Consider the following 20449-nt stretch of genomic DNA (forward strand, 5'->3'; position numbering starts at 1 on the left):
TTGTCCAGTCTGGCTGTCGCATGCGGCAACCGGGGTCTGCGTCAGGGCCTACGGAGCCGCATCGGACGGCGTGGCAGGCGCAGCCGCTGGCGCCAGAGCCGGAGGCAGTGCCCCATCGACCTGCACATGCATGACCCGCTGGGGGTAAGGGATTTCGATCTTGTGGGCGCGCAAAGCCTTGAGGATGGCGCGGTTGATCTCGGACCGCAGCCCCAGCGAGCCGTTCTCCGGGTCGGCGATCCAGAAGCCCACGGTGAACTCCAGGCCATCGGCCCCGAACGCCGACAAGGCCACGCTGGGCGCAGGGTCGCGCAGCACGCGGCTGCTGGCCAGTGCCGCCTCGGCCAGCAGGCCGGTGACCAGCTCGACATCGGTCTCGTACGCCACGCTGACCACCGTGGAGAGCCACACCCGGGTGTCGGCCAGCGACAGGTTCTCCACACGCTGGATGATCAGCATCTCGTTGGGCACGATCGATTCCCGGCCCGTGGACGAGCGCACCACGGTGTAGCGCGCCCTGATGTCGGTGATGCGGCCTTCAAAATTGTCCACGCGCACGTTGTCGCCGATGCGCATGCTGCGTTCGGCCAGGATCACGAAGCCACTCACGTAGTTGGACGCGAGTTTTTGCAGGCCGAAGCCCAGCCCCACGCCGATGGCCCCGCCCAGCACCGACAGCGCCGTCAGATCGATGCCCACGGCCGAAAGCGCCATGATCAGGCCCACGAAAATCAGCAGGGCCCGCACCGCATTGCTCACCGCCTTGCGCAGCGACAGCTCGGCGCCCGTGGCCGCGCGCAGCAGGCGCGCCTCGATGGCGGCCGATATCCACAGCGCAATCAGCAGCACGGCGCCTGCGGTGAGCGCTCCTTCGATGAGGGTGCGCACCGACAGGTTGGAGCCACCCACCTTCCAGTGGATCTGGTCCAGCTCCTCCAGCACCATCGGCAGCAGGCCCGTGACCCACAGCACCATCCCCAGCCACGCCAGCCACGAGATCGACCGCTCGATGGGCCGCACCCAGGCGGCGTCCGGGTACGCGGCCTGCAGCACCTTCACGCCGATGCGGATCACCACCAATGACACCAGCACCGGGATCGCCACGCGGAACACCGCCAGCGGCATCCAGTGCATCAGCGAGGTGCGGGCCACGTAGGCCAGGCTCAGCAGCGCCAATGGGAACAGCGCGCCGTCGATGACGCGGGCACCGAACAGGATCGAGCGGGAGTCCCCGTGGTGCAGCCCGCGCTGCAGCAGCGTGACCAGCCACCAGGCCAGGCCCACACAGGCCACCAGCGCGGCCAGTTCCACCAGTACCGTGGGCCGCACAAAGGCTTCGGCCCAGCGCCCCAGGTCGTCGAGCATCAAGGTGGGGTCGGCAGCCATGGCGTTCATTGTTTCCATGCAGGCTGGCGCTTGTCGGCAAAGGCGCGCGCGCCTTCCTGCGCAGCGGCGTCCATCATGTTCGTGGCCATGGCCTGGCCCGCCAACTGGTAGGCAGCGTCCATGCCCAGTTCGCGCTGCTGGTACACCAGCGCCTTGCCCATGGCCACCGCCACGCGGGGCTTATTCACAATCGACTGCACCAGCTTTTCCACTTCGGCCTCCAGCGCTTCGGCCGGTGCGACGCGGTTGACCAGCCCCTGGGCCAACGCCGTGTGCGCGTCGATGAAGTCACCCGTCAGCAGCATCTCCATGGCCCGCTTGGCCGGCACATTGCGCACCAGCGGCACGCTGGGCGTGGCGCAGAACAGACCGTAGTGGATACCGCTGGTGGCAAAGCTGGCGGTGTCGGCCGCCACGGCCAGGTCGCACTGCGCCACCAGCTGGCAGCCCGCCGCCGTGGCCATGCCCTGCACGCGCGCAATCACCGGCACGGGCAGCTTGTGGATGGTGAGCATCATGCGGCTGCACTGGGCAAACAGCTTCTGGTAGTAGGCGGGCTCGGGGTTCGCCGCCATGTCCTTCAAGTTGTGGCCCGCGCAGAAGGCCCTGCCCGCTGCGGCCAGCACTACCACGCGCACGGACTCGTCACGCCCCGCAGCGTCCAGCGCCTGCTGCAGCGCGGACAGCATCTCGGTGCCCAGCGCGTTGAAGCGCGCAGGGTCGTTCAGGGTCAGGGTGACCACGCCGCGCGCATCGCGGGTGACCAGCAGCAATTGTTCAGAGTTCAAGGTCGTCATATCTTTTCTATTCATAGACAGCGAGCGTCAAACCAAGCACGCTGCCATGCCAGCGCCACCGTGGAACTGGCTCCGCCAGGCCACGGGTGGCGTCCCCCTCAGGGGGAAGACGCCGCAGGCGGCTCAGGGGGAGCCAGGGATGCTCTGCACGAATCAGCGCGTCGTGGGCATCTGCGGGCTCGGGCAGTCTGCAGCGTTGCAAATACTCGCAATAGCTCCAGCTATTGCTGCGTTTTGCGCCTTGCAGCCCCTCCCGATCCGCAGCGCCCACTTTCCGCTTGATTCGTGCAGAGCATCCCTAAAGATCCGCAAGGACCCGCAGATGCGCCTCCACGCTGCGCGCGAGCGGCCCCATCACATAGCCGCCTTCCAGGCACGACACGATCCGCCCCTTGGAGAACCTGCGCGCCACATCCTTCACCCGCTGGGTGATCCAGGCGTAGTCCTGCTCGGTAAGGCCCAGCTGGCCCATGTCGTCCTCGCGGTGGCCGTCGAAGCCCGCGCTCACAAAGATCATCTCGGGCTTGAAGGCCTCCAGCCGGGGCATCCACATCATCTCGATGATCTCGCGGATGTCCATGCCGCGGGTGTACGCCGGCACGGGCACGTTGACCATGTTGGGCGCCGGATCCTGGTCGCCGCTGTAGGGGTAGAAAGGGTGCTGGAAGATGCTGACCATCAGCGCACGCGGGTCGCCGGCCAGGATGTCCTCGGTGCCGTTGCCGTGGTGCACGTCGAAGTCCACCACCGCCACCCGCTGCAGGTTGTAGCGCTGCAGCGCGTACTTGGCCGCCACCGCCACGTTGTTGAAGAAACAAAATCCCATGGCCTTGTCGCGGCAGGCGTGGTGGCCGGGCGGGCGCACCGAGCAGAACGCGTTCTCGATCTCCCCGGCCATCACCGCATCGGTCGCGGCCAGCGCCGCACCGGCGGCACGCAGCGAGGCCTTCCAGGTGTGGGCGTTGATGGAGGTATCGGTGTCGATCTGCGCGTAATGGGGGCCGCCCGCCATCAGCTCTTCGTTGAGCCGGTCGGACAGTCCTCGCAACGCGGCAATGTGCATGCGGCCGTGGGCCAGTTCGATGTCGGCGAGCGACGCCTCGGGGGCGTCGTAGCGCTCCAGCGCATCGCCCACACCGGTGACCAGCAAGCGGTCTTCGATGGCATCCAGCCGTTCGGGGCATTCAGGGTGGCCCGGGCCCATCTCGTGCTTCCAACAGTCCCGGTGGGTGAAATAGCCCGTCTTGCTCACAGTCTTGTCCCCGCGTATCGCAATTTTTGGTGTTTTTCGGATAACGTCGCGCTATGAATGCACAGCACAAGATCAAATCCTTACTGGATCAGCTTAACACGGTGATCGTGGGCAAACAGGCCCAGGTACAGGACTGCGTGGCCTGCCTGCTGGCCGGCGGGCACCTGCTCATCGAAGACGTGCCCGGGGTGGGCAAGACCACGCTGGCGCATGCGCTGTCACGCACCTTCGGCCTGCAGTTTTCCCGCGTTCAGTTCACGGCCGACCTCATGCCCAGCGACCTGACCGGGGTGTCGGTGTACGAGCGGGGCAAGGAGTCCTTCGTGTTCCACCCCGGCCCGGTGTTTGCCCAGGTGCTGCTGGCCGACGAGATCAACCGCGCCAGCCCCAAGACCCAGAGTGCCCTGCTCGAGGCCATGGAAGAAAAGCAGGTGTCGGTCGAGGGCGAGACGCGCGCCCTGCCCCACCCGTTCTTCGTCATCGCCACGCAGAACCCGCATGACCAGCTGGGTACCTTCGCGCTGCCCGAGTCGCAGCTCGACCGCTTTCTGATGCGCATCTCCATCGGCTACCCCGACCGCGCGGCCGAACGCGTGCTGCTGGCCGGCGCCGACCGCCGCGACATGGTGGACACCATGCTGCCCCTGCTGTCGGACGAGGAACTGGCCGAACTGCAGCGCCAGGTCGTGGCCGTGCACACCGCCGACCCGCTGCTGAACTATGTGCAGGACCTGATCGCCGCGACGCGATCGGGCCGCTGGTTCTTGCAGGGCCTGTCGCCACGCGCGGGCATTGCCCTGGTGCGCGCCGCCAAGGCCCAGGCGCTCATCAGCGGGCGCGACTACGTGGCCCCCGACGACGTACAGGCCGTGCTGCCGCAGACGATCGCCCACCGCCTGGTGCCCGTGGGGGATGCGGGGCGCGGGGCGGTGGAGCAGGTGCGGGCCATGGTGGAAGCCGTTCCACTGCCCTGACCCATGGACTCCGCCGCATCGCTCCCCCCATCGCCCCTGGCGCGCTGGCGCGCCCTGGCGGCCCGGCTGAGCCCCCTGGCCCCGCTGCGCCGGCGCTTTCAGCACTGGTGGCAGGGCCGGTTGCCGCTGAACGACACGCTGACCCTCACCCAGCGCAATGTCTACATCCTGCCCACGGGGGCCGGCTGGATGCTGGCGCTGACGCTGATCGTCCTGCTCATCGCCTCCATCAACTACCAGCTCAACCTGGGCTATCTGCTGACGTTTCTGCTCGCAGGCAGCGCGGTGATCGGCATGCACATCTGCCACGCCAACCTGCGCGGCCTCACGCTGCACCTGAAAGCGCCGGATCCGCATTTCATGGGCACCAGCACGGCGTTCGACATCCAGGTGTCCAGCGAGCGCAAGACGCCCCGCTACGGCATTGCGCTGTCGGTGCACGGCACGGGCAAGGAGCCGCACCACTGGGCCTGGACGGACGTGCCGGCGCAGGGGCAGGCCAGCGTGCAGGTGGCCTTCAAGCCAGAGCGCCGGGGTCTGCACCGGGTGCCCACCCTCACCGCCGAGACCCGGTTTCCGCTGGGCACCTTCCGGGTGTGGACATACTGGCGCCCCGCCGCCCAGGTGCTGGTCTACCCCATGCCGGAAACACCCGCCCCACCCCTGCCTGCGGGGGAGCCGCGCGCGGGCGGCTCCGGCAGCACGCCGACCCAGGGCATCGGCGAGTTCGACGGTGTGCGCGCCTACCGGCGCGGCGACCCTTTGAAGCTGGTGGTCTGGAAGAAGGCGGCCAAGACCTTGGGCACGGGCACGGATGACCTGGTCAGCCGGGATGCGCAACAGGCCCAGCGGCAGGAGCTGTGGCTGGACCTGGCGCGCGCCACGCTGCCCGACCATGAGGCACGCATTTCGCGCCTTGCGGCCTGGGTGCTGCAGGCCGACCGGCTGGGGCTGGAATATGGACTGCGCCTGCCGGGCGTGGAAATCCACCCCGACACCGGCGTCGCGCACCGCAGGCGTTGCCTGGAGGCGCTGGCGCTGTGCTGACCACAGCACCGGATCAGCCCCCTCCGCAACACCCATCCGCCCCAAAAGCTATGTTTTCAATAGCAAACCATTCATCGGAACGCCGAGCGTGACCCTTTCGCAATGACCCTGCGCCAAACGCTGACCTCCCTGCCGCGCGACGCGCGCGACACGCTGTTCCTGTTGTTCGTGATCGTCTGGGTCATCGCCCCGCAGGTCCCTAACCTTCCGGTGTGGACCACCGTGCTTGCGGGCGGGCTGCTGCTGTGGCGCGGCTGGCTGGCCATCCAGGGCAAGGCCCTGCCGGGCCGCTGGACGGTGGCCGCGCTGCTGGCGCTGGCGGTGGTAGGCACGCTGCTCACCCACCGCACCATCCTTGGTCGCGACGCCGGGGTGACGCTGATCGTGTTGCTGCTGGTGCTCAAGATGCTGGAGCTGCGCGCCCGGCGCGACGCCATGGTGGTGTTCTTCCTGGGCTTCTTCACGATGCTCAGCAATTTCTTCTTCTCGCAGTCGCTGCCCACGGCGGCGGCCATGCTGGTGGCGCTGATGGGCCTGCTCATGGCCCTGGTCAATGCGCACATGCCCGTCGGGCGCCCTGCCCTTGCGCAGACCTTCCGCATCGCAGGCGCCATGGCATTGCTGGGTGCCCCGATCATGGTGGCGCTGTTCATGTTGTTCCCCCGCATGGCGCCGTTGTGGGGCATGCCCAGCGAGAACCTCACCGGGCGCAGCGGCCTGTCGGGCACGATGAAGATCGGCGACATGGCCGAGATCGCGCTTGATGAGCGCGTGGCGATCCGCTTGCGCTTTGAAGGTGAAGCTAACGAAGGACTTCCGCAGTCCATGCTGTACTTTCGCGGTCCGGTCATGACGGCATTCGACGGCAGGCAATGGCAGGCCGAGCCTTTCCGCGAAGACAGCGCCTGGGCCGCGCGCGCCGTTCTACCTGCCAACCTACAGGTGAGCGGTACGCCGGTGAAGTATGAGGTCACGCTGGAGCCTCAGCGCCAGCCGTGGCTGATGGTGCTTGAAGCAACACCCGAAGCGCCCAGCCTGCCCAACATGCAGGCGTACATGACGCAGGACCTGCAGTGGCTGACCACAAGACCAATCACCGATGTCTTGCGCTACCAAGCGGTGAGCTACCCCAGCTTTAGACATGGCCCGCACCAGTCCGTTCGGCAGTTGCGGGTCTACACCGAGCTGCCACCGGGCTTCAACCCCCGCACCCTGGAGTTGGCCGCGCAGCTGCGTGCCGACCCCGCGTTGGCAACAGGCGGTCCGCAAGCTCTGGTGAATGCAGCCCTGCAACGCCTGCGCACCGGCGGATACAGCTATTCCCTGGACCCGGGCGTCTTTGGCGAGCACACCGCCGACGAATTCTGGTTCGACCGCAAGGAAGGCTTTTGCGAGCACATCGCCTCCGCTTTCGTCATCCTGATGCGCGCCATGGACGTGCCTGCGCGCATCGTCACCGGCTACCAGGGCGGCGAGCGCAACCCGGTGGATGGCTACTGGACCGTGCGCAACGCCGATGCCCATGCCTGGGCCGAAGTCTGGATGGAAGGCCGCGGCTGGGTGCGCGTGGACCCGACCGGCGCCGTGTCGCCCAACCGGGTGGGCGCATTCCAGCGCCTGCGCGCGCCGCAAGGCGCATTCGAAGCTGCCATCGGCACGATCAGCCCTGGCATGGCGCAAAACCTGCGCGCCGTCTGGGAAGCCGTCAACAACAGCTGGAACCAATGGGTGCTCAACTACACCCAGAGCCGCCAGATGGACCTGCTCAAGGCCCTGGGGTTCGAATCACCCAGCTGGCAGGACCTGACCACGGTGCTCGGCTACCTGATCATCACGGCTGCGGTGGTGGCCGGGGCCTGGGGCCTGTGGGAGCGCAGCCAGCACGACCCGTGGCTGCGGCTGCTGGCGCGCACGCGCCAGCGGCTGGCGAAGGCAGGGCTGGCGTTGCCGGACAACCTGCCGCCCCGCGCGATGGCCGAGCGTGTGCAGGCACAATTCGGCACCCCGGCCGCCGCGGTGGCCGACTGGCTGCTGCGCCTGGAGCGCCTGCGCTATGCCCCCGACCCCGGCGCTGAACTCGGCACGTTGCGCAGCGAGTTCCGCAGCCTGCCGTGGCCCAAGCCCGCACCCCATTGAATCCACCGACATCGGACATGCTGAACCCCTTGAGCCGGACCGCCCTTGCAATTGCTATCACATTGGTAGCATTTCTCTCCATCCCAGCCAGCGCTAACACGCAAAAAGCCCCGAAACCCACGGGCAAGAGCAGCGCAGCGCCCGCCCGGCGGCCCGCCGTCCTGTACGCCACCCGCCCGGAAGCGCTGCAGTTTGCCGACGACCTGGCCGCGCGCCGCGACCTGGACCGCGAGTGGGTGCGCCAGGCTATCGGCCAGGCCCAGTTCCTCACGCAGGTGCCCCGCCTGATGCTGCCACCTGCCAAGGGCACGGCCAAGAACTGGCGCGTGTACCGCAGCCGCTTTGTCGAGCCCATCCGCATCCGCGCGGGCGTGCGGTTTTGGCAGCAGAACGAGGCAGCGCTTGCGCGGGCCGAGCGCGAGTACGGCGTGCCCGCAGAGATCATCGTGGGCATCATCGGCGTGGAAACCATCTACGGCCAGCAGATGGGCAACTTCCGCGTGATGGACGCCCTGGCCACGCTGGCCTTCGACTTCCCCTCGGCCCACCCGCGCGCCAAGGAGCGCACCGAGTTCTTCCGCCGCGAGCTCGAGCAGTTCCTGAGCTTCACCAACCGCAGCAACACCGACCCGTTCGACGCCCGCGGCAGCTACGCCGGCGCCATGGGCCTGGGCCAGTTCATGCCGTCGAGCTGGGTGCGCTATGCCATCGACTTCGATGGCGACGGCCGTGTGGACCTGTTCAACAGCCCGGCCGACGCCATCGGCTCGGTCGCCAACTACTTTCGCGGCCACGGGTGGACGCCGGGCATGCCCACGCACTTCGGCGTGCAGTTCGATGCCGCACGCCTGCAGCTCGATGACCTGATGGCCCCTGACATCCTGCCCACTTTCAGCGTGGCCAGCATGCAGGCCAAGGGCGCGGTGCTGGACGCCGCGGGCGTGCAGCACACCGGCCCGCTGGCGTTGATCGAACTGCAAAACGGCGGCGATGCCGCCAGCTACGTGGCAGGCACCGAGAACTTCTACGCCATCACCCGCTACAACTGGTCGAGCTACTACGCGATGGCCGTGATCGAGCTGGGCCGCGAAGTGTCCGCCGCACGCGCCGGGCAGTGACCACAGGGGGCCCCGGGCTCCGCAGCAGCCGGTGACCAGCCGAGTTCTGGTGCGATGTACCGCGCGGTGTCGCTCAGGATCTGCGCATAGTTGTCGACGCTGAAGTCGTACGGCAGCTCCAGCCGCAGCGCCTGCACCTGCACCTGCGGCACGACGGGGTCCTGGCGCAGGCGCTCCAGAATCTCGTGCGACGTGCCCACAGCACTCGCAACCCGCGCGCCCCAATACCAGCGCACCCGTGGATCTGGCTCCGCCAGTCCACAGATGCGCCCCCTCCCGGGATACCCATACCGTTCGGGCTGAGCCTGTCGAAGCCTTGCGCGACGCTGGGACAAGCTCAGCGCGAACGGTTTTGTATTTTTTAAAGCAATGGGGGCTCCAAGGGCTCAAAACTTCGGTAGGCCGGGCGGATTGGTTTCCGATTTGGGCAAGGCCTCCTCCAGCAAGCTCCAGCGCTGCAGCGCCTGCGTGTACTTGCCGTTCTTGATGAGCCCGTTGGTGGCCAGCGTCAGCGCATCGGCCAGGCCCGATCCCTTGCGCGTCGTGATGGCCACGTCGGACTTGAGCGGCCAGCCCGCGTTCACCGTGCCCACGAGCTTGATCTTGCCGTCCTTGGCCGCGTGGTAGGCCTGCGGCGCGTTGGGGTTGAAGTTGGCGTCGGCCCGGCCCGACACTACGCCCAGCAGCCGTGCGGCATCGTCGTCGAAGTACACGGGCTCCACGGGCTTGAGGCCCGCGGCGACGTTCTGCTTGCTCCACTCCAGCAGGATGCGCTCCTGGTTGGTGCCCGATCCGGTGATGACCTTGAGCCCCGCAATGTCCTTGGGCTCCTTGATGGAGGTGATCTTGCTTTCCGCCCGCACATAAAAACCGTGCAGCCCCAGGCGGTAGGTGGAGAAGTCGTACTTCTCCTTGCGCTGCTCCGTCACACCCACGTTGGAGATCACCGCGTCGTACTTGCCCGAGGTGAGCCCGAGCGGCCAGTCGGCCCAGGCAATCGGAAGCAGTTCGAGCTTGAGCCCCAGCGCGTCGGCAATGAGCTGCGCGTAGTCCGGATCGAACCCCACCACCGTCTTGGCGTCGCTGGCATAGGTGGCGATGGGCGGCGCAAACGGTGCGATCGCCACGGTGAAGACGCCCTCCTTCACGAACTTGAAATTCTTCGGAATGGCCTGGACGGCCGCTGCGTCTTTCTCGGCGCGGATGCGGCCTTTTTGCTCGGGGCTGAAGTCGAACGCGGCGGCAGCACCGGCCACGGTCCACGCGCAGGACAGCGCGCACGCGGAAGCCAGGGCCACGACGCTGCGGCGCGACAGGGAATGCAGAGTCATGAACAGTCCTTGAAAGCCGCAGCCTTACTTCTTGGGCAGGCCGGGCGGGTTGGTGCGCGAGACCTGAATCGCCTCGGACTGCAGGTTCCAGCGCTCGAGCGCCTTGGCGTAGTTGCCGTTCTTGATCTGCGCGTTCAGCGCCGCAGTGATCGCGTCGGCAATGCCCGAGCCCTTGCGCGAGGTCACGGCAATCTCGGCCGCCTGCGGCCATCCGCCCGAGAAGGTGCCGACCAGTTTGGTCTTGCCATCGCGCGCGTTGTGGGCGGCAATGCCGTTGGGTGCTAGGTACGCGTCGGCGCGGCCCGAGGCCAACGCCAGATACAGCACCACATCGTCGTCGTAGTACTGGATGTCTACGGGCTTGAGGCCTGCTGCGATGTTCTGCTGGTTCCAGCGCAGCAGGATCTGCTCCTGGTTGGTGCTCGCGCCCACCACCACCTTCAGGCCCGCCACATCCTTGGGCTCCTTCACCGACGTGATCTTGCTGTCGGCCTTCACGTACACACCCAGCTGATCATTGCGGTAGGTCGAGAAGTCGAACTTCTCCTTGCGCTCCTCGGTCACGGTGACGTTGGAGATCACCACATCGAACTTGCCGGACTGCAGGCCCAGCGGCCAGTCGGCCCAGGCCACGGATACCAGCTCCAGCTTACGTCCCAGGCTGTCGGCCACCAGCTGCGCGATGTCCGGCGCGTTGCCCACGGGCGTCTTGTTGTCGGTGGCGTAGGCACCAAACGGCAGGCGGCCGGTGGTGGTGCCCACGGTGAGCACGCCGTCCTTGGCGAACTTGAAGTCCTTGCCGACGAGCTTGATCGCCTCGTCCACCTTCTGCGAACGCGGACGGGTGGGTTGCTCGGGGCTCAGGTCGATGGCCTGCGCAGCCGCGTGGATGGGCGCCAGTGCGGCGATGGACGCAGCGGCCAGTGCCAGGGCTGCGAGGGTTCTGTTCACAAGGGTCATGGGTCGGCTCCGGGGATGAGATGGATGGGTCACGAAAACAGAAACAGGAAGAACAAATCGCGCAGATCACAGCGGCGCCCATGCCGCAGCCCGGCCTGGGCTACAGGCCGATTGGCCCAGAAAGGCCGCTGCGGGTGGGGGAATGTGAGGTGTGCCGGCTGCTCAGAGCACCTTGGCCAGGAACTCCGCCGTGCGGGGGTGGTCGGGCTGGCTGAACACCTTGGCGGGGGTGCCGGTCTCCAGCACGCGGCCCTGCTCCATGAACACGACCGTGTCGGCCACCTCGCGGGCAAAGCCGATCTCGTGCGTCACGATGATGAGCGTGGTGCCGGTGCGCGCCAGCTCCTTGATCACATCGAGCACCTCGCCCACCAGTTCGGGGTCGAGCGCAGACGTGGGCTCGTCGAACAGCAGCACCTTGGGCTTGAGCGCCAGGGCCCGTGCTATGGCCACGCGCTGCTGCTGCCCGCCGGAGAGCTGCCGCGGATAGCTGTGTGCCTTGTCGGACAAGCCCACGCGCGCCAGCAGTTCCAGCGCCAAGGCTTCGGCCTCTGCACGGGGCAGCTTGCGCACGGTGACCGGGGCTTCGACGATGTTCTCCAGCACCGTGAGGTGCGGGAACAGGTTGAAGTTCTGGAACACCATGCCCACATCCACCCGGCGTTGGAGGATGTCCTTCTCGCCCAACTCGAACAGCGTGTCCGCGTCCTGGCGGTAGCCGATCAGCTCGCCATCGATGGCAATGAAACCATCGTCCACGCGCTCCAGGTGGTTGATGGTGCGCAGCAAGGTCGACTTGCCCGAGCCCGACTGACCCAGGATCACCGTGACGCTGCCGGGCGGCACGGTCAGCGTCACGTCCTTCAGTACGCGCAAGGCGCCGTAGCTCTTGGACACGCCGTGAATGGTGACTTCGCCACCGCGGTTGCGCTCGCCCGTCCAGCGTGGCACGGTGGCGACGGCGGGCGTGGGCGCTGCTGCCGGTGCGGCCACTGCCGTATCAGCTTGAGTAGCCACGCGCCGCGCAGGCCACAGGCGCTGCGCAATGCCGCTGAAGATCGATGGCGGCGGGCTGCGCAGCGCGCCTTTGGAGAAATGCCGCTCGATGTAGTACTGCAGCAGCGAGAGCACAGTGAGGATCACCAGGTACCACACGGTCGCCACCATCAGCAGCGGGATCACCTCCAGGTTGCGGCGGTAGATGATCTGGATGGTGTAGAACAGCTCGGGCAGGGCCAGGATGTACACGTTGGACGTTCCCTTGGCCAGTCCGATGATGTCGTTGAAGCCCGCGGGCAGGATGGACCGCATGGCCTGGGGCAGCACGATGCGAAACGCCTGGCGGCGGCGCGGCAGGCCCAGGGCGGCCGCCGCTTCAAGCTGCCCCTGGTCCACTGACAAAATGCCGCCACGCACGATTTCAGACGCGAAGGCTGCCTGGTTCAGCGTGAGACCGATCAGCGCCGCCACGAAGGGGCTGATGAGCTGCGTAGTGGGGTACGAGAAGAACGTCCAGCCGGTGAATGGCACGCCCAGGCTCACGGTCTCGTACAGGTAGCCCAGGTTGTTGATGATGAGCAGCAGCACGATGACCGGGATGGACCGGAAGATCCAGATGAAAGTCCACGACAGCCCCGCCAGCAGCGGCGAGCGCGACACGCGGGCAAGCGCCAGGGCCGTGCCCAGCGTGAAGCCGAACAGCGCCCCGAGCGCCGTGAGCAGCAGCGTGCGGCCCAGGCCCACCAGCACAGGCTCCGAGAAGAAATACTCGCCGAAGATGCTCCAGCCCCAGCGCGGGTTGGTGAACACCGAATACAGCACCAGCGCGATGACCACCGCGGCAAACACCGTGCCGGCCGCCCGTGCCCGGTAGCGCGCGGGCACGACTTTGTAGTGTGAATAGTCGCCCTTCACCGGCGCAGGGGCCGGGGAAGACGAGGGTGTGAGGGCAGGCGCGCTGGGTGCATGGCTATGCGCACCAGGCGGTACCGCATGACCGGGGCCCAGCGGCAGACCGGCAGCAGCGTCCAGGGTGGTGGAGGTGGACATGGTGGTGAGGTCTCGCAGGCTGTCGGGGTTCGTGGAAAAGAGCGGGGGCAGGCGGGGCCGGTGTCCGTGGCGGCTTTCAGGCCGCTTGCGCAACGACCGCGGCGCGTCCTACGCCCAGGGCTTGCGGTGTGGCGGGCGCCGTCAACGTGGCGGTGGACTCCAGGCCCTCCACGGCGCGCAGAGTCTTCTCGAACGGCAGATGGCGGTACGTCTCGTGCGGCAGCGATGTGTCGAACAGCGCTGTGTACCCATGGCCCAGATACAGCCCGACGGCCTCGGGCTGGCGAAAGCCGGTGGTGAGGTACAGCCGCGCATAGCCCTGGCGCAGCGCCTGCGCTTCGAGCTCCAGCAGCACCTTGGCGGCAACACCATGGCGGCGGTGGGCCGAATGCGTCCACACACGCTTGAGCTCCGCCGTGTGCGCGTCGCTGTGGCGCTTGAAGGCGCCGCCGCCAATGGCCTGCCCGCCGCGCAGCAGCAGCACGAAGCTGCCGCCGTGCTCCGGCGTGAACAGCTCGGGCGGGTACTTCTCCATCTCGCGCTGCCCGCCCTCGCGGTCGTAGAACTCGCCGTAGCGCGACTCGTACTCGTGCGACAGCTCGTCGATGAGCGGGCGGGCCAGGGGGTCTGCAGGCGATGTATAGATGAAGCTGTCACTCATGGGAAGGCTTTCTCAGGAAAGTGGTCTCAAGCGAGAAACCGCTCGGCCAGCCGCACCCAGTACGTGGCCGAGGGCGCCAGGATGGCGTCGTTGAAGTCGTAGTACGGGCTGTGCAGCGATGCCCCATCGCCATTGCCCACGAACACGTAGCTGCCAGGGCGCTTGAGCAGCATGAAGGCGAAGTCCTCGCTGGCCGTGCGCGGGCGAAAGCCTGCGTCCACGCGGGCTGCGCCAAAGGTGTCGATGGCCACGCTGCGCGCCAGGTCAGTCTCTGCCTCGTGGTTGAGCACGGCCGGGTAGCCGGGCCGGTACAACACGTCGGCCGTGGCGCCGAAGCTCTCGGCCTGCGCGCGGGCGATGGCCGGAATGCGCTCTTGCAAGACCGCGCGCACCTCGGGTTTGAAGGCGCGGGCGGTGAGCTTGAGCTCCACGCTCTCGGGCACCACATTGGGCGCGTTGCCGCCATGGATGGAGCCCACGGTGACCACGCCCATGTCCAGCGGATCGACGTTGCGCGAGACCACCGTCTGCAGCGCGGTGATGATGTGCGCGCTGGCCACCACTGGGTCCACCGTCTCGTGCGGCGCGGCGCCGTGGCCGCCCTTGCCGCGCACGGTGATGGTGATCTGGTCCACCGAGGCCATGGCAGGCCCGGTCACGCAGCCGAAGTGCCCCGCGCCCACGCAAGGCCAGTTGTGCAGGCCGAACACCGCGTCGCACGGAAAGCGCTCGAACAGGCCGTCGGCGATCATGCGGTTGGCACCGCCGCCGTTCTCTTCGGCGGGTTGGAAGATGAGGTTCAGCGTGCCGTCGAAACGGCCCGACTCGGCCAGAAAGCGCGCGGCCGCCAGCAGCACCGTGGTGTGCCCGTCGTGCCCGCAGGCGTGCATCACCCCGGCGTTCCGGCTGGCATACGGCAGGCCCGTGGCCTCGGTGATGGGCAGTGCGTCCATATCGGCACGGATGCCCAGGGTCTTGGTGCCCTGCCCCTTGCGCAACGTGCCCACCAGGCCGGTGCCCGCGATGCCGGTGGTGACTTCGTAGCCCCAGGACGCGAGGCGCTCGGCCACAATGGCCGAGGTGCGATGCTCCTGGAACGACAGCTCGGGGTGCTGGTGCAGGTCCCGGCGCAATGCCTGGAACTCGTGGATGAAGGCGGCAATGCCCTCTTCCACGCTTTTCACCCGCTGCACGTCATGCGCCGAAGCCGCTGCTGGCAATGCGGCGCCCATCACGCGGCTTTCTTCTCTGGCGCTGTGGGTGCGTCCGCATCGGCCTGTGCATACCGGCTGGCCTTGCGCGGCAGGCCCAGGTGGTCGCGCAGCGTGTGGCCCGGCAGCGTGCGCTGGTAGCGGCCGCGCGCCTCCAGCACGGGGATCACGTGGGTGATGAAATCATCAAGCCCCTGCGACAGCACGGGAAAGCCCAGTATGAAGCCATCGGCCGCGCCCTCGTCCACCCAGCGGATGATCTCGTCGGCCACGCGCTCACCCGTGCCCACGAACTGCGAGCGCGGCGTGGCGGCCTCCAGCGCCACTTGGCGCAGCGTCAGGCCGCGCGCCGTGGCATCGGCCTTGATGCGGTCGGTGGTGGAGCGAAAACTGTTGCGGCCGATCTCGCCCAGCTCCGGAAAGGGCGCGTCCAGCGGGTACTGGCTGAAGTCGTGGTGGTCGAAGTAGCGGCCCAGGTAGGCCAGCGCCTCGTCGACGGTGAGCAGTTCGCGGATGGCCTGGTACTTGGCGTCCGCCTCTTCCTGTGTCGCGCCCACCACGGGGCCTATGCCGGGGAAGATCTTCACATCATCAGCCTGGCGGCCATGCACCACGGCGCTGGCCTTGACCTTGCGCAAAAAGCTGCGCGTCTCCTCCACCGACGGCGAGTGGGTGAACACCGCATCGGCGTACTTGCCCGCCAGGCCGATGCCCGCATCCGATGAACCCGCCTGGAAGATCACCGGCTGCCCCTGCGGCGACCGGCCGATGTTGAGCGGTCCCGCCACCTGGAAGAAGCGGCCCTTGTGGTTCAGCGTGTGCAGCTTGGCGGGGTCGAAGAACTGGCCCGTGGCGCGGTTGCGCACCACCGCGTCTTCGTCCCAGCTGTCCCACAGGCCTTGCGTCACCTGCAGGTATTCGTCGGCGATCTCGTAGCGCAACGCATGGTCGGGGTGGTTGCGGCTGTAGTTGCTGGCCGTGCCCTCCAGCGGCGTGGTCACCACGTTCCAGCCTGCGCGCCCCTGGCTGATGAGGTCCAGCGACGCGAACTGCCGCGCCACCGTGAAAGGCTCGCTGTACGAGGTGGAAATGGTGCCCGCCAACCCGATCTTCGACGTCGCCACGGCCAGCGCCGACAGGATGGAAATGGGCTCGAAGCGGTTCAGGAAATGCGGGATCGACTTCGCGTTGATGAACAGCCCGTCGGCCACAAAGGCGAAGGCGATGCCGTTGGCCTCGGCCTTCCGCGTGGTCTCGATGTAGAAGTCGAGGTTGACGCTCGCGTCCGCGGGGCCTGCGGGGTGCTTCCACGAATTCATGTGGCCGCCTGCACCGTGCAGCATGACGCCGAAGCGGATGGATTGTGGGATGTTGCTCATGGTGTCTGTTCCTGGGAAAAGGGGGCGGCCAGCGGGTCAGGCCTCGGCGGTGGCGTAGGCACCCGCCAGCAGTTCGACCGAGGCCAGGCGCTCGGCAAAGCCTGTGACGGGCGTGTCGACCACGAACTCGTCGATGCCGTAGCGCTCGCTGAGCGCATCGAGTTGCCCGCGCACATGCTCGGGCGAGCCGGCGATCACGTGGGGCCGGGTCTCTTCGAGCCGGTAGTCCACCACGCCGGCCTGGCGCGCAAACTCCGCAGCGGCCTGGGCGCTGGGCAGGTTCACGCTTTGCCCGGTGGACAAATGCAACTTGAAGACGCGCAAGGCACCCACCAGGCTTTCGGCCTCGGCCTGCGTGGGGGCCACCAGCGCATAGAGCGCCAGCGAGGGGGCCCGGCCCGCAGCCTCGCGGTATACGCGCACCGTGCGCTCGATGTTCACCGGGTCGCCGTTGAAATGGCCCGCGTACGTGAAGTGCCAGCCATGGCGCGCCGCCAGCGCCGCGCTGTCGGGGCTGCCGCCGAGCAGATGGCACTCGGGCAGGCTGGGCGGTGCGGGGTAGGCCACGGCGCCCGCCAGAGCGTTGTCCGGGTCCAGCGTGCCGTGCAGGAAGGCGTCCAGCTCCGCAAAGCGTGCGCTGAAGTCGGATGGCCTGGATTTGTCGTGCAGCGCCTGCAGCGCCCGGGTGGACAGCGGCAGGCCGCCGGGCGCCTTGCCCACGCCCAGGTCCACGCGGCCGGAGGCCAGGCATGCGAGCACCTTGAACGCCTCGGCCACCTTGAACGGGCTGTAGTGCTGCAGCATCACGCCGCCAGAGCCGATGCGGATGCGCGAGGTGCGCGCCAGCAGGTGGGCCACCAGCACTTCGGGCGCCGAGCCGGCCAGGCCCGGGTTGCCATGGTGCTCGGCCACCCAGAAGCGGCGGTAGCCCAGTTGCTCGGCGCGCTGGGCCAGCGCTACGGTGCGCTGCAGCGCCTCGGCCGCCGTGGCCCCTTCGGGGATGGGACTTTTGTCGAGCAGGGAAAGGGCGTAGGACACGGTGGAGGCAGCGATTCGCGCATGGGTGATCAATGCGACAAATTCTGTGGCCCGACGGCCTGCACCGGTTGCGCTAACTTTTCATATCGATATGCGGCGCGCGCTGCGCCGCATACCGCCCACGCCGTGGGTCAGGGTCGCTGCATGGTGCAGCTGTGCGGCTGCTGTGCCTTGGCGGCGGAGATCTGTCGCACCACGCGAAAGCCGTAGCCCGAGCCTTCCACGTCGAACTTCACGCCCGGTGCGCCCTTCTTGTCCATCACGCCCACCACCAGCGCCTGCTGGAACTGGTGGTCCGCCGCGCGCATGCTGCCGCCCTGGCCCGACAGCTGCACATTCGCGCTCTCCATCTGCCGCGCCACAGCCACGGCGTCGGTGCTGCCCGCGCGCTCGATGGACTGGGCCAGCGCCTCGACCATGAGCTGCATGCGCATGTGCACGTAGTCATCCTGCGGCTTAGGGAAGCGCGTGCGGAACGACTGGTAGAACGCCTCGCTCTGCGCGCCCGGCACGTTGGGCAGCCAGTCGGCCACGGCCACCACCTTGCCGATGCCCGCGTCGCCGATGGCGGCGGGCGCACCCAGTGCGTTGCCGTAAAAGGTGTAGAAGCTGCCTTCGTAGCCCACTTCGCGCGCGGCCTTCACCAGCAGCGTGAGATCGTTACCCCAGTTGCCGGTGACCACGGCCTGCGCGCCGCTGGTCTTGATCTTCACCGCATAGGGCGCGAAGTCCTTCACGCGGCCGATGGGGTGCAGCTCGTCGCCCACCACGGCCACATCGGGGCGCTGGGCGGCCAGCTGCTTCTTGGCCTCGCGCAGCACGGCCTGGCCGAAGCTGTAGTCCTGGCCGATGAGGTAGACGCTTTTCAAGGCCTTGTCTTCGCGCATCACTTCCATGAGCGCGGCCATGCGCATGTCGGCATGCGCGTCGAAGCGAAAGTGCCAGAAGCTGCATTTCTCGTTGGTGAGGATGGGGTCCACCGCCGAGTAGTTCAGGAAGATCACGCGCTTGTTCGGCTCGCGCTCGTTGTGCTTGTTGATGGCTTCGATCAACACCGCCGCGGTGGCCGACGAATTGCCCTGCAGAATGACCTGCGCGCCGTCGTCGATGGCCGCGCGCAGTGCCGACAGCGCTTCTTCGTTCTGGCCCTTGCTGTCGTAGCGCTCCAGCGCCAGCGGGCGGGGGCCGCCGCTGCTGGCGGGCAGCTGCACGCCGCCGCGTGCGTTCACACGCTCCATGGCCCAGTAGACGTTGCGGTACACGGCCTCGCCGGTGTTGGCGAACGCCCCCGAGAGGCTTTCGATGAGTGCCACCTTCACCGGCTTCGCGGGCGCACTGGCAGCTGTCGAAGCGCTGCCTTGGGCGGCCGCCGGGGTCACCGAGAACAACACCCCGGCGATGCCGACAACTGCGGCAAAAACCGATGGACGTAATGCCGTGGTGCCTGTTTTCAAGACCCCGGAACGCAATTTATTCATGCCACTTTTTCCCTTGAAAAGCGATGCGGCCGTACACAACTCCTGTCCATGCGGCGACCACGTCGAGAGCCGCGCAGTGTATAGGAGTACTTTCCATGATCTTCGCCCCCGTCGCCCGCCGTTCCGCCTTCAACGCCCCCCGCTCTGCCGACCTGGCGCTGCAACGCTTTTTGCTGGGCAGCTTCGCCAATGCAGCCCCTGCAGGCTCTGCCGGCGTGAGCGTGACCCAGGACGAAAAGACCACCACCTTGCAGCTCGATGTGCCCGGCCTGGCGCGCGAGCAGCTGTCCATCCAGATCGAAGGCAACCAGGTCCGCCTGCACAGCGTGGAAGGCGCGCCCCGCCAGGTGCAGCGCGCCTGGGAACTGGCCACCGACATCGATGCTGCCAACAGCTCCGCCAAGCTGGAAAACGGCGTGCTGACCCTGACGCTGGCCCGCCTGGAGCCCGTGAGCCGGGCCACGTCGCTGAGCATTCAGTAAACGGCTGCGCTTGTTGCACAGTTGCCCGCCCACACAGGGCGGGCAGCCAGCCACCAGCACGACTGCTATTGATTCAATAGCTGGAAGCGCCCTTACCGCAAGCGGTAGGGGCGTTTTTTCTTATGAAAAGACCTGCCGACAGGCCTGCGCAGCGGCCCGGGCGCGCGCTCAGTGTGGCAGTGCAGGAACCCGGGCCCGCACACGGTACTCGCTGGGGCTGCAGCCCACATGGGTGCGGAAAACGCGGCTGAAATGCGCGCTGTTCGCAAAGCCCCAGGACAGCGCGATGTCCGTCACCGACCGCTGCGCCTGCGCGCTGCTGCGCAGGTCGCGCAGGCAGGCCTCCAGCCGCCGCCGCTGGATCATGGCAGCCAGCGTTTCCTCGTCGTCGGCCACTGCGTTGTAGAGGTGCCGCTTGCTGCAGTTGAGCGCCTGCGCCATGCGGTCGATGGTGAGTTCGGGGTCGCCCAGGTGGCGGTCGATGAACTGGCCGATGCGGTCGCGCAGGGCCTCGCGCTGCGACACGGCGCTGTGCTGGCCGTTGCGCTCCAGCAGCGACAGCTGCACCAGGTGCGTGATCACGTCGGCCACGCCGTCGGCGGCAGCGTCGGACATGCTGGGCAGCTCGGTGAACGCCGCGCGCATGGTGTCCCACGCCAGGCGCGACACGCCCGTGGTGCCTGAAAACCGCTGCACCATCAGGTCGTCGAGCTTGAGCTTGCGCTCGGGCAGTTGTTCCTTGGGGATCATCAGCACCATCTGGCGCACGGCCTCGGGGTTGCTCACGGCGTAGGCGCGCGTGGTGTCGTACACGCTCCATTCGCCGGGCGACAGCCACACCTGCCGGCCGTTCTGCTCGAAGCAGGCGCGCCCTTCGAGCTGCGCCACCACCTTGATGTAGGCCCGGTCGCTGCTGCGGATGAGGCTGGGGGTGCGCACCACACGGTGGCGGCTCACGTCGAGCTGGCACAGGTTCACGTAGCCGGCCTGGCCCGACGTGATATGGCCCGCAAAGGCCTCGTCGCCGAAGGCATCGGACTCCAGCCCGCCAATGAGGCGCCACACCGCATCGCCCCACAGGTGCAGGCGGTCGCGCGGTGGCACGGTGTCGGTCGATACCTCGGTCAGAGGGTGGGCCATGGGTGTCTCC

18 protein-coding genes are annotated in these 20449 nt (G+C 67.5%); 5 read left to right on the forward strand and 13 right to left on the reverse strand.

Annotated elements, in window-relative coordinates; genetic code table 11:
* Positions 1-48: 48 nt before the first annotated feature.
* From ACSQ3D_RS16080 to ACSQ3D_RS16090, 3 genes are all read right to left on the reverse strand, one after another.
* Positions 49-1386, reverse strand: a complete 1338-nt coding sequence (locus tag ACSQ3D_RS16080) for a mechanosensitive ion channel family protein (protein WP_436127579.1) — start codon at positions 1384-1386, stop codon at positions 49-51.
* 5 nt (positions 1387-1391) lie between these two features.
* Positions 1392-2183: an enoyl-CoA hydratase gene (locus ACSQ3D_RS16085; RefSeq protein WP_436127580.1), complete on the reverse strand. Its 792-nt coding sequence runs from the start codon at positions 2181-2183 to the stop codon at positions 1392-1394.
* A 298-nt stretch (positions 2184-2481) separates the two neighbouring features.
* Positions 2482-3435 (reverse strand): histone deacetylase family protein, encoded by a 954-nt coding sequence (locus ACSQ3D_RS16090; protein ID WP_396503942.1) that lies wholly within the window; start codon positions 3433-3435, stop codon positions 2482-2484.
* A 53-nt stretch (positions 3436-3488) separates the two neighbouring features.
* Here ACSQ3D_RS16090 and ACSQ3D_RS16095 point away from each other — a divergent pair, with 53 nt between their 5' ends.
* The 4 genes from ACSQ3D_RS16095 to mltB all read left to right on the forward strand — a co-directional run bounded on the left by ACSQ3D_RS16095 (position 3489) and on the right by mltB (position 8710).
* Positions 3489-4409 carry an AAA family ATPase gene (locus ACSQ3D_RS16095; protein WP_056417005.1) on the forward strand — a complete coding sequence of 307 codons (921 nt, stop codon included), beginning with the start codon at positions 3489-3491 and terminating at the stop codon, positions 4407-4409.
* Positions 4410-4412: 3 nt separating this feature from the next.
* Positions 4413-5456 (forward strand): DUF58 domain-containing protein, encoded by a 1044-nt coding sequence (locus ACSQ3D_RS16100; protein WP_056417004.1) that lies wholly within the window; start codon positions 4413-4415, stop codon positions 5454-5456.
* Positions 5457-5558: 102 nt separating this feature from the next.
* A complete protein-coding gene (locus ACSQ3D_RS16105; protein ID WP_436127581.1) occupies positions 5559-7592 on the forward strand; it encodes a transglutaminaseTgpA domain-containing protein in 2034 nt (677 codons plus the stop codon).
* A gap of 17 nt (positions 7593-7609) precedes the next feature.
* The gene (gene mltB / locus ACSQ3D_RS16110; protein ID WP_436127582.1) at positions 7610-8710 is read left to right on the forward strand and encodes a lytic murein transglycosylase B; all 1101 of its coding nucleotides are present in this window, start codon (positions 7610-7612) and stop codon (positions 8708-8710) included.
* Here the strand turns inward: mltB and ACSQ3D_RS16115 are convergent.
* The 9 genes from ACSQ3D_RS16115 to ACSQ3D_RS16155 all read right to left on the reverse strand — a co-directional run bounded on the left by ACSQ3D_RS16115 (position 8650) and on the right by ACSQ3D_RS16155 (position 18817).
* On the reverse strand, positions 8650-8910 hold the full coding sequence (locus tag ACSQ3D_RS16115; RefSeq protein ID WP_436127583.1) for a hypothetical protein: 261 nt from the start codon (positions 8908-8910) through the stop codon (positions 8650-8652). The two genes, mltB and ACSQ3D_RS16115, sit on opposite strands and share 61 nt — an antisense overlap.
* A 186-nt stretch (positions 8911-9096) precedes the next feature.
* Positions 9097-10041 carry an ABC transporter substrate-binding protein gene (locus ACSQ3D_RS16120; protein WP_436127584.1) on the reverse strand — a complete coding sequence of 315 codons (945 nt, stop codon included), beginning with the start codon at positions 10039-10041 and terminating at the stop codon, positions 9097-9099.
* Positions 10042-10065: 24 nt separating this feature from the next.
* Positions 10066-11001: an ABC transporter substrate-binding protein gene (locus ACSQ3D_RS16125; protein WP_436127585.1), complete on the reverse strand. Its 936-nt coding sequence runs from the start codon at positions 10999-11001 to the stop codon at positions 10066-10068.
* 162 nt (positions 11002-11163) lie between these two features.
* Positions 11164-13050 carry an amino acid ABC transporter permease/ATP-binding protein gene (locus ACSQ3D_RS16130; protein WP_436127586.1) on the reverse strand — a complete coding sequence of 629 codons (1887 nt, stop codon included), beginning with the start codon at positions 13048-13050 and terminating at the stop codon, positions 11164-11166.
* Positions 13051-13126: 76 nt separating this feature from the next.
* The gene (locus ACSQ3D_RS16135) at positions 13127-13711 is read right to left on the reverse strand and encodes a GNAT family N-acetyltransferase (protein ID WP_436127587.1); all 585 of its coding nucleotides are present in this window, start codon (positions 13709-13711) and stop codon (positions 13127-13129) included.
* 26 nt (positions 13712-13737) lie between these two features.
* Entirely contained in the window at positions 13738-14943 is a 1206-nt protein-coding gene (locus ACSQ3D_RS16140) for a M20 aminoacylase family protein (RefSeq protein WP_436127588.1), read from the reverse strand.
* Positions 14943-16301 (reverse strand): LLM class flavin-dependent oxidoreductase, encoded by a 1359-nt coding sequence (locus ACSQ3D_RS16145; RefSeq protein WP_436127589.1) that lies wholly within the window; start codon positions 16299-16301, stop codon positions 14943-14945. Before ACSQ3D_RS16145 ends, ACSQ3D_RS16140 begins: the two co-directional genes overlap by 1 nt.
* Before the next feature lie 36 nt (positions 16302-16337).
* Positions 16338-17339, reverse strand: a complete 1002-nt coding sequence (locus ACSQ3D_RS16150; protein ID WP_436127590.1) for an LLM class flavin-dependent oxidoreductase — start codon at positions 17337-17339, stop codon at positions 16338-16340.
* Between the two features lie 131 nt (positions 17340-17470).
* The gene (locus ACSQ3D_RS16155) at positions 17471-18817 is read right to left on the reverse strand and encodes a branched-chain amino acid ABC transporter substrate-binding protein (protein ID WP_436127591.1); all 1347 of its coding nucleotides are present in this window, start codon (positions 18815-18817) and stop codon (positions 17471-17473) included.
* Positions 18818-18912: 95 nt separating this feature from the next.
* Here ACSQ3D_RS16155 and ACSQ3D_RS16160 point away from each other — a divergent pair, with 95 nt between their 5' ends.
* On the forward strand, positions 18913-19299 hold the full coding sequence (locus ACSQ3D_RS16160) for an Hsp20/alpha crystallin family protein (RefSeq protein WP_056416980.1): 387 nt from the start codon (positions 18913-18915) through the stop codon (positions 19297-19299).
* Positions 19300-19467: 168 nt separating this feature from the next.
* On the opposite strand, the gene ACSQ3D_RS16165 is transcribed toward ACSQ3D_RS16160, so the two are convergent.
* The gene (locus ACSQ3D_RS16165; RefSeq protein ID WP_436127592.1) at positions 19468-20439 is read right to left on the reverse strand and encodes a helix-turn-helix domain-containing protein; all 972 of its coding nucleotides are present in this window, start codon (positions 20437-20439) and stop codon (positions 19468-19470) included.
* Positions 20440-20449 lie beyond the last annotated feature (10 nt).

The sequence above is a fragment of the Acidovorax sp. LjRoot117 genome, from assembly GCF_964252695.1.
In the GTDB taxonomy this organism is placed as follows: domain Bacteria; phylum Pseudomonadota; class Gammaproteobacteria; order Burkholderiales; family Burkholderiaceae_C; genus Acidovorax.

What these genes read in the sequence shown, in the direction of transcription:
- ACSQ3D_RS16100 (WP_056417004.1), top strand. Translation starts at nt 4,413, where the DNA reads ATGGACTCCGCCGCATCGCTCCCCCCATCGCCCCTGGCGCGCTGGCGC.
- ACSQ3D_RS16165 (WP_436127592.1), bottom strand. Translation starts at nt 20,439, where the DNA reads ATGGCCCACCCTCTGACCGAGGTATCGACCGACACCGTGCCACCGCGC.
- mltB (WP_436127582.1), top strand. Translation starts at nt 7,610, where the DNA reads ATGCTGAACCCCTTGAGCCGGACCGCCCTTGCAATTGCTATCACATTG.
- ACSQ3D_RS16160 (WP_056416980.1), top strand. Translation starts at nt 18,913, where the DNA reads ATGATCTTCGCCCCCGTCGCCCGCCGTTCCGCCTTCAACGCCCCCCGC.
- ACSQ3D_RS16135 (WP_436127587.1), bottom strand. Translation starts at nt 13,711, where the DNA reads ATGAGTGACAGCTTCATCTATACATCGCCTGCAGACCCCCTGGCCCGC.
- ACSQ3D_RS16120 (WP_436127584.1), bottom strand. Translation starts at nt 10,041, where the DNA reads ATGACTCTGCATTCCCTGTCGCGCCGCAGCGTCGTGGCCCTGGCTTCC.
- ACSQ3D_RS16095 (WP_056417005.1), top strand. Translation starts at nt 3,489, where the DNA reads ATGAATGCACAGCACAAGATCAAATCCTTACTGGATCAGCTTAACACG.
- ACSQ3D_RS16125 (WP_436127585.1), bottom strand. Translation starts at nt 11,001, where the DNA reads ATGACCCTTGTGAACAGAACCCTCGCAGCCCTGGCACTGGCCGCTGCG.
- ACSQ3D_RS16130 (WP_436127586.1), bottom strand. Translation starts at nt 13,050, where the DNA reads ATGTCCACCTCCACCACCCTGGACGCTGCTGCCGGTCTGCCGCTGGGC.
- ACSQ3D_RS16140 (WP_436127588.1), bottom strand. Translation starts at nt 14,943, where the DNA reads ATGGGCGCCGCATTGCCAGCAGCGGCTTCGGCGCATGACGTGCAGCGG.
- ACSQ3D_RS16145 (WP_436127589.1), bottom strand. Translation starts at nt 16,301, where the DNA reads ATGAGCAACATCCCACAATCCATCCGCTTCGGCGTCATGCTGCACGGT.
- ACSQ3D_RS16105 (WP_436127581.1), top strand. Translation starts at nt 5,559, where the DNA reads ATGACCCTGCGCCAAACGCTGACCTCCCTGCCGCGCGACGCGCGCGAC.
- ACSQ3D_RS16080 (WP_436127579.1), bottom strand. Translation starts at nt 1,386, where the DNA reads ATGGCTGCCGACCCCACCTTGATGCTCGACGACCTGGGGCGCTGGGCC.
- ACSQ3D_RS16155 (WP_436127591.1), bottom strand. Translation starts at nt 18,817, where the DNA reads ATGAATAAATTGCGTTCCGGGGTCTTGAAAACAGGCACCACGGCATTA.
- ACSQ3D_RS16085 (WP_436127580.1), bottom strand. Translation starts at nt 2,183, where the DNA reads ATGACGACCTTGAACTCTGAACAATTGCTGCTGGTCACCCGCGATGCG.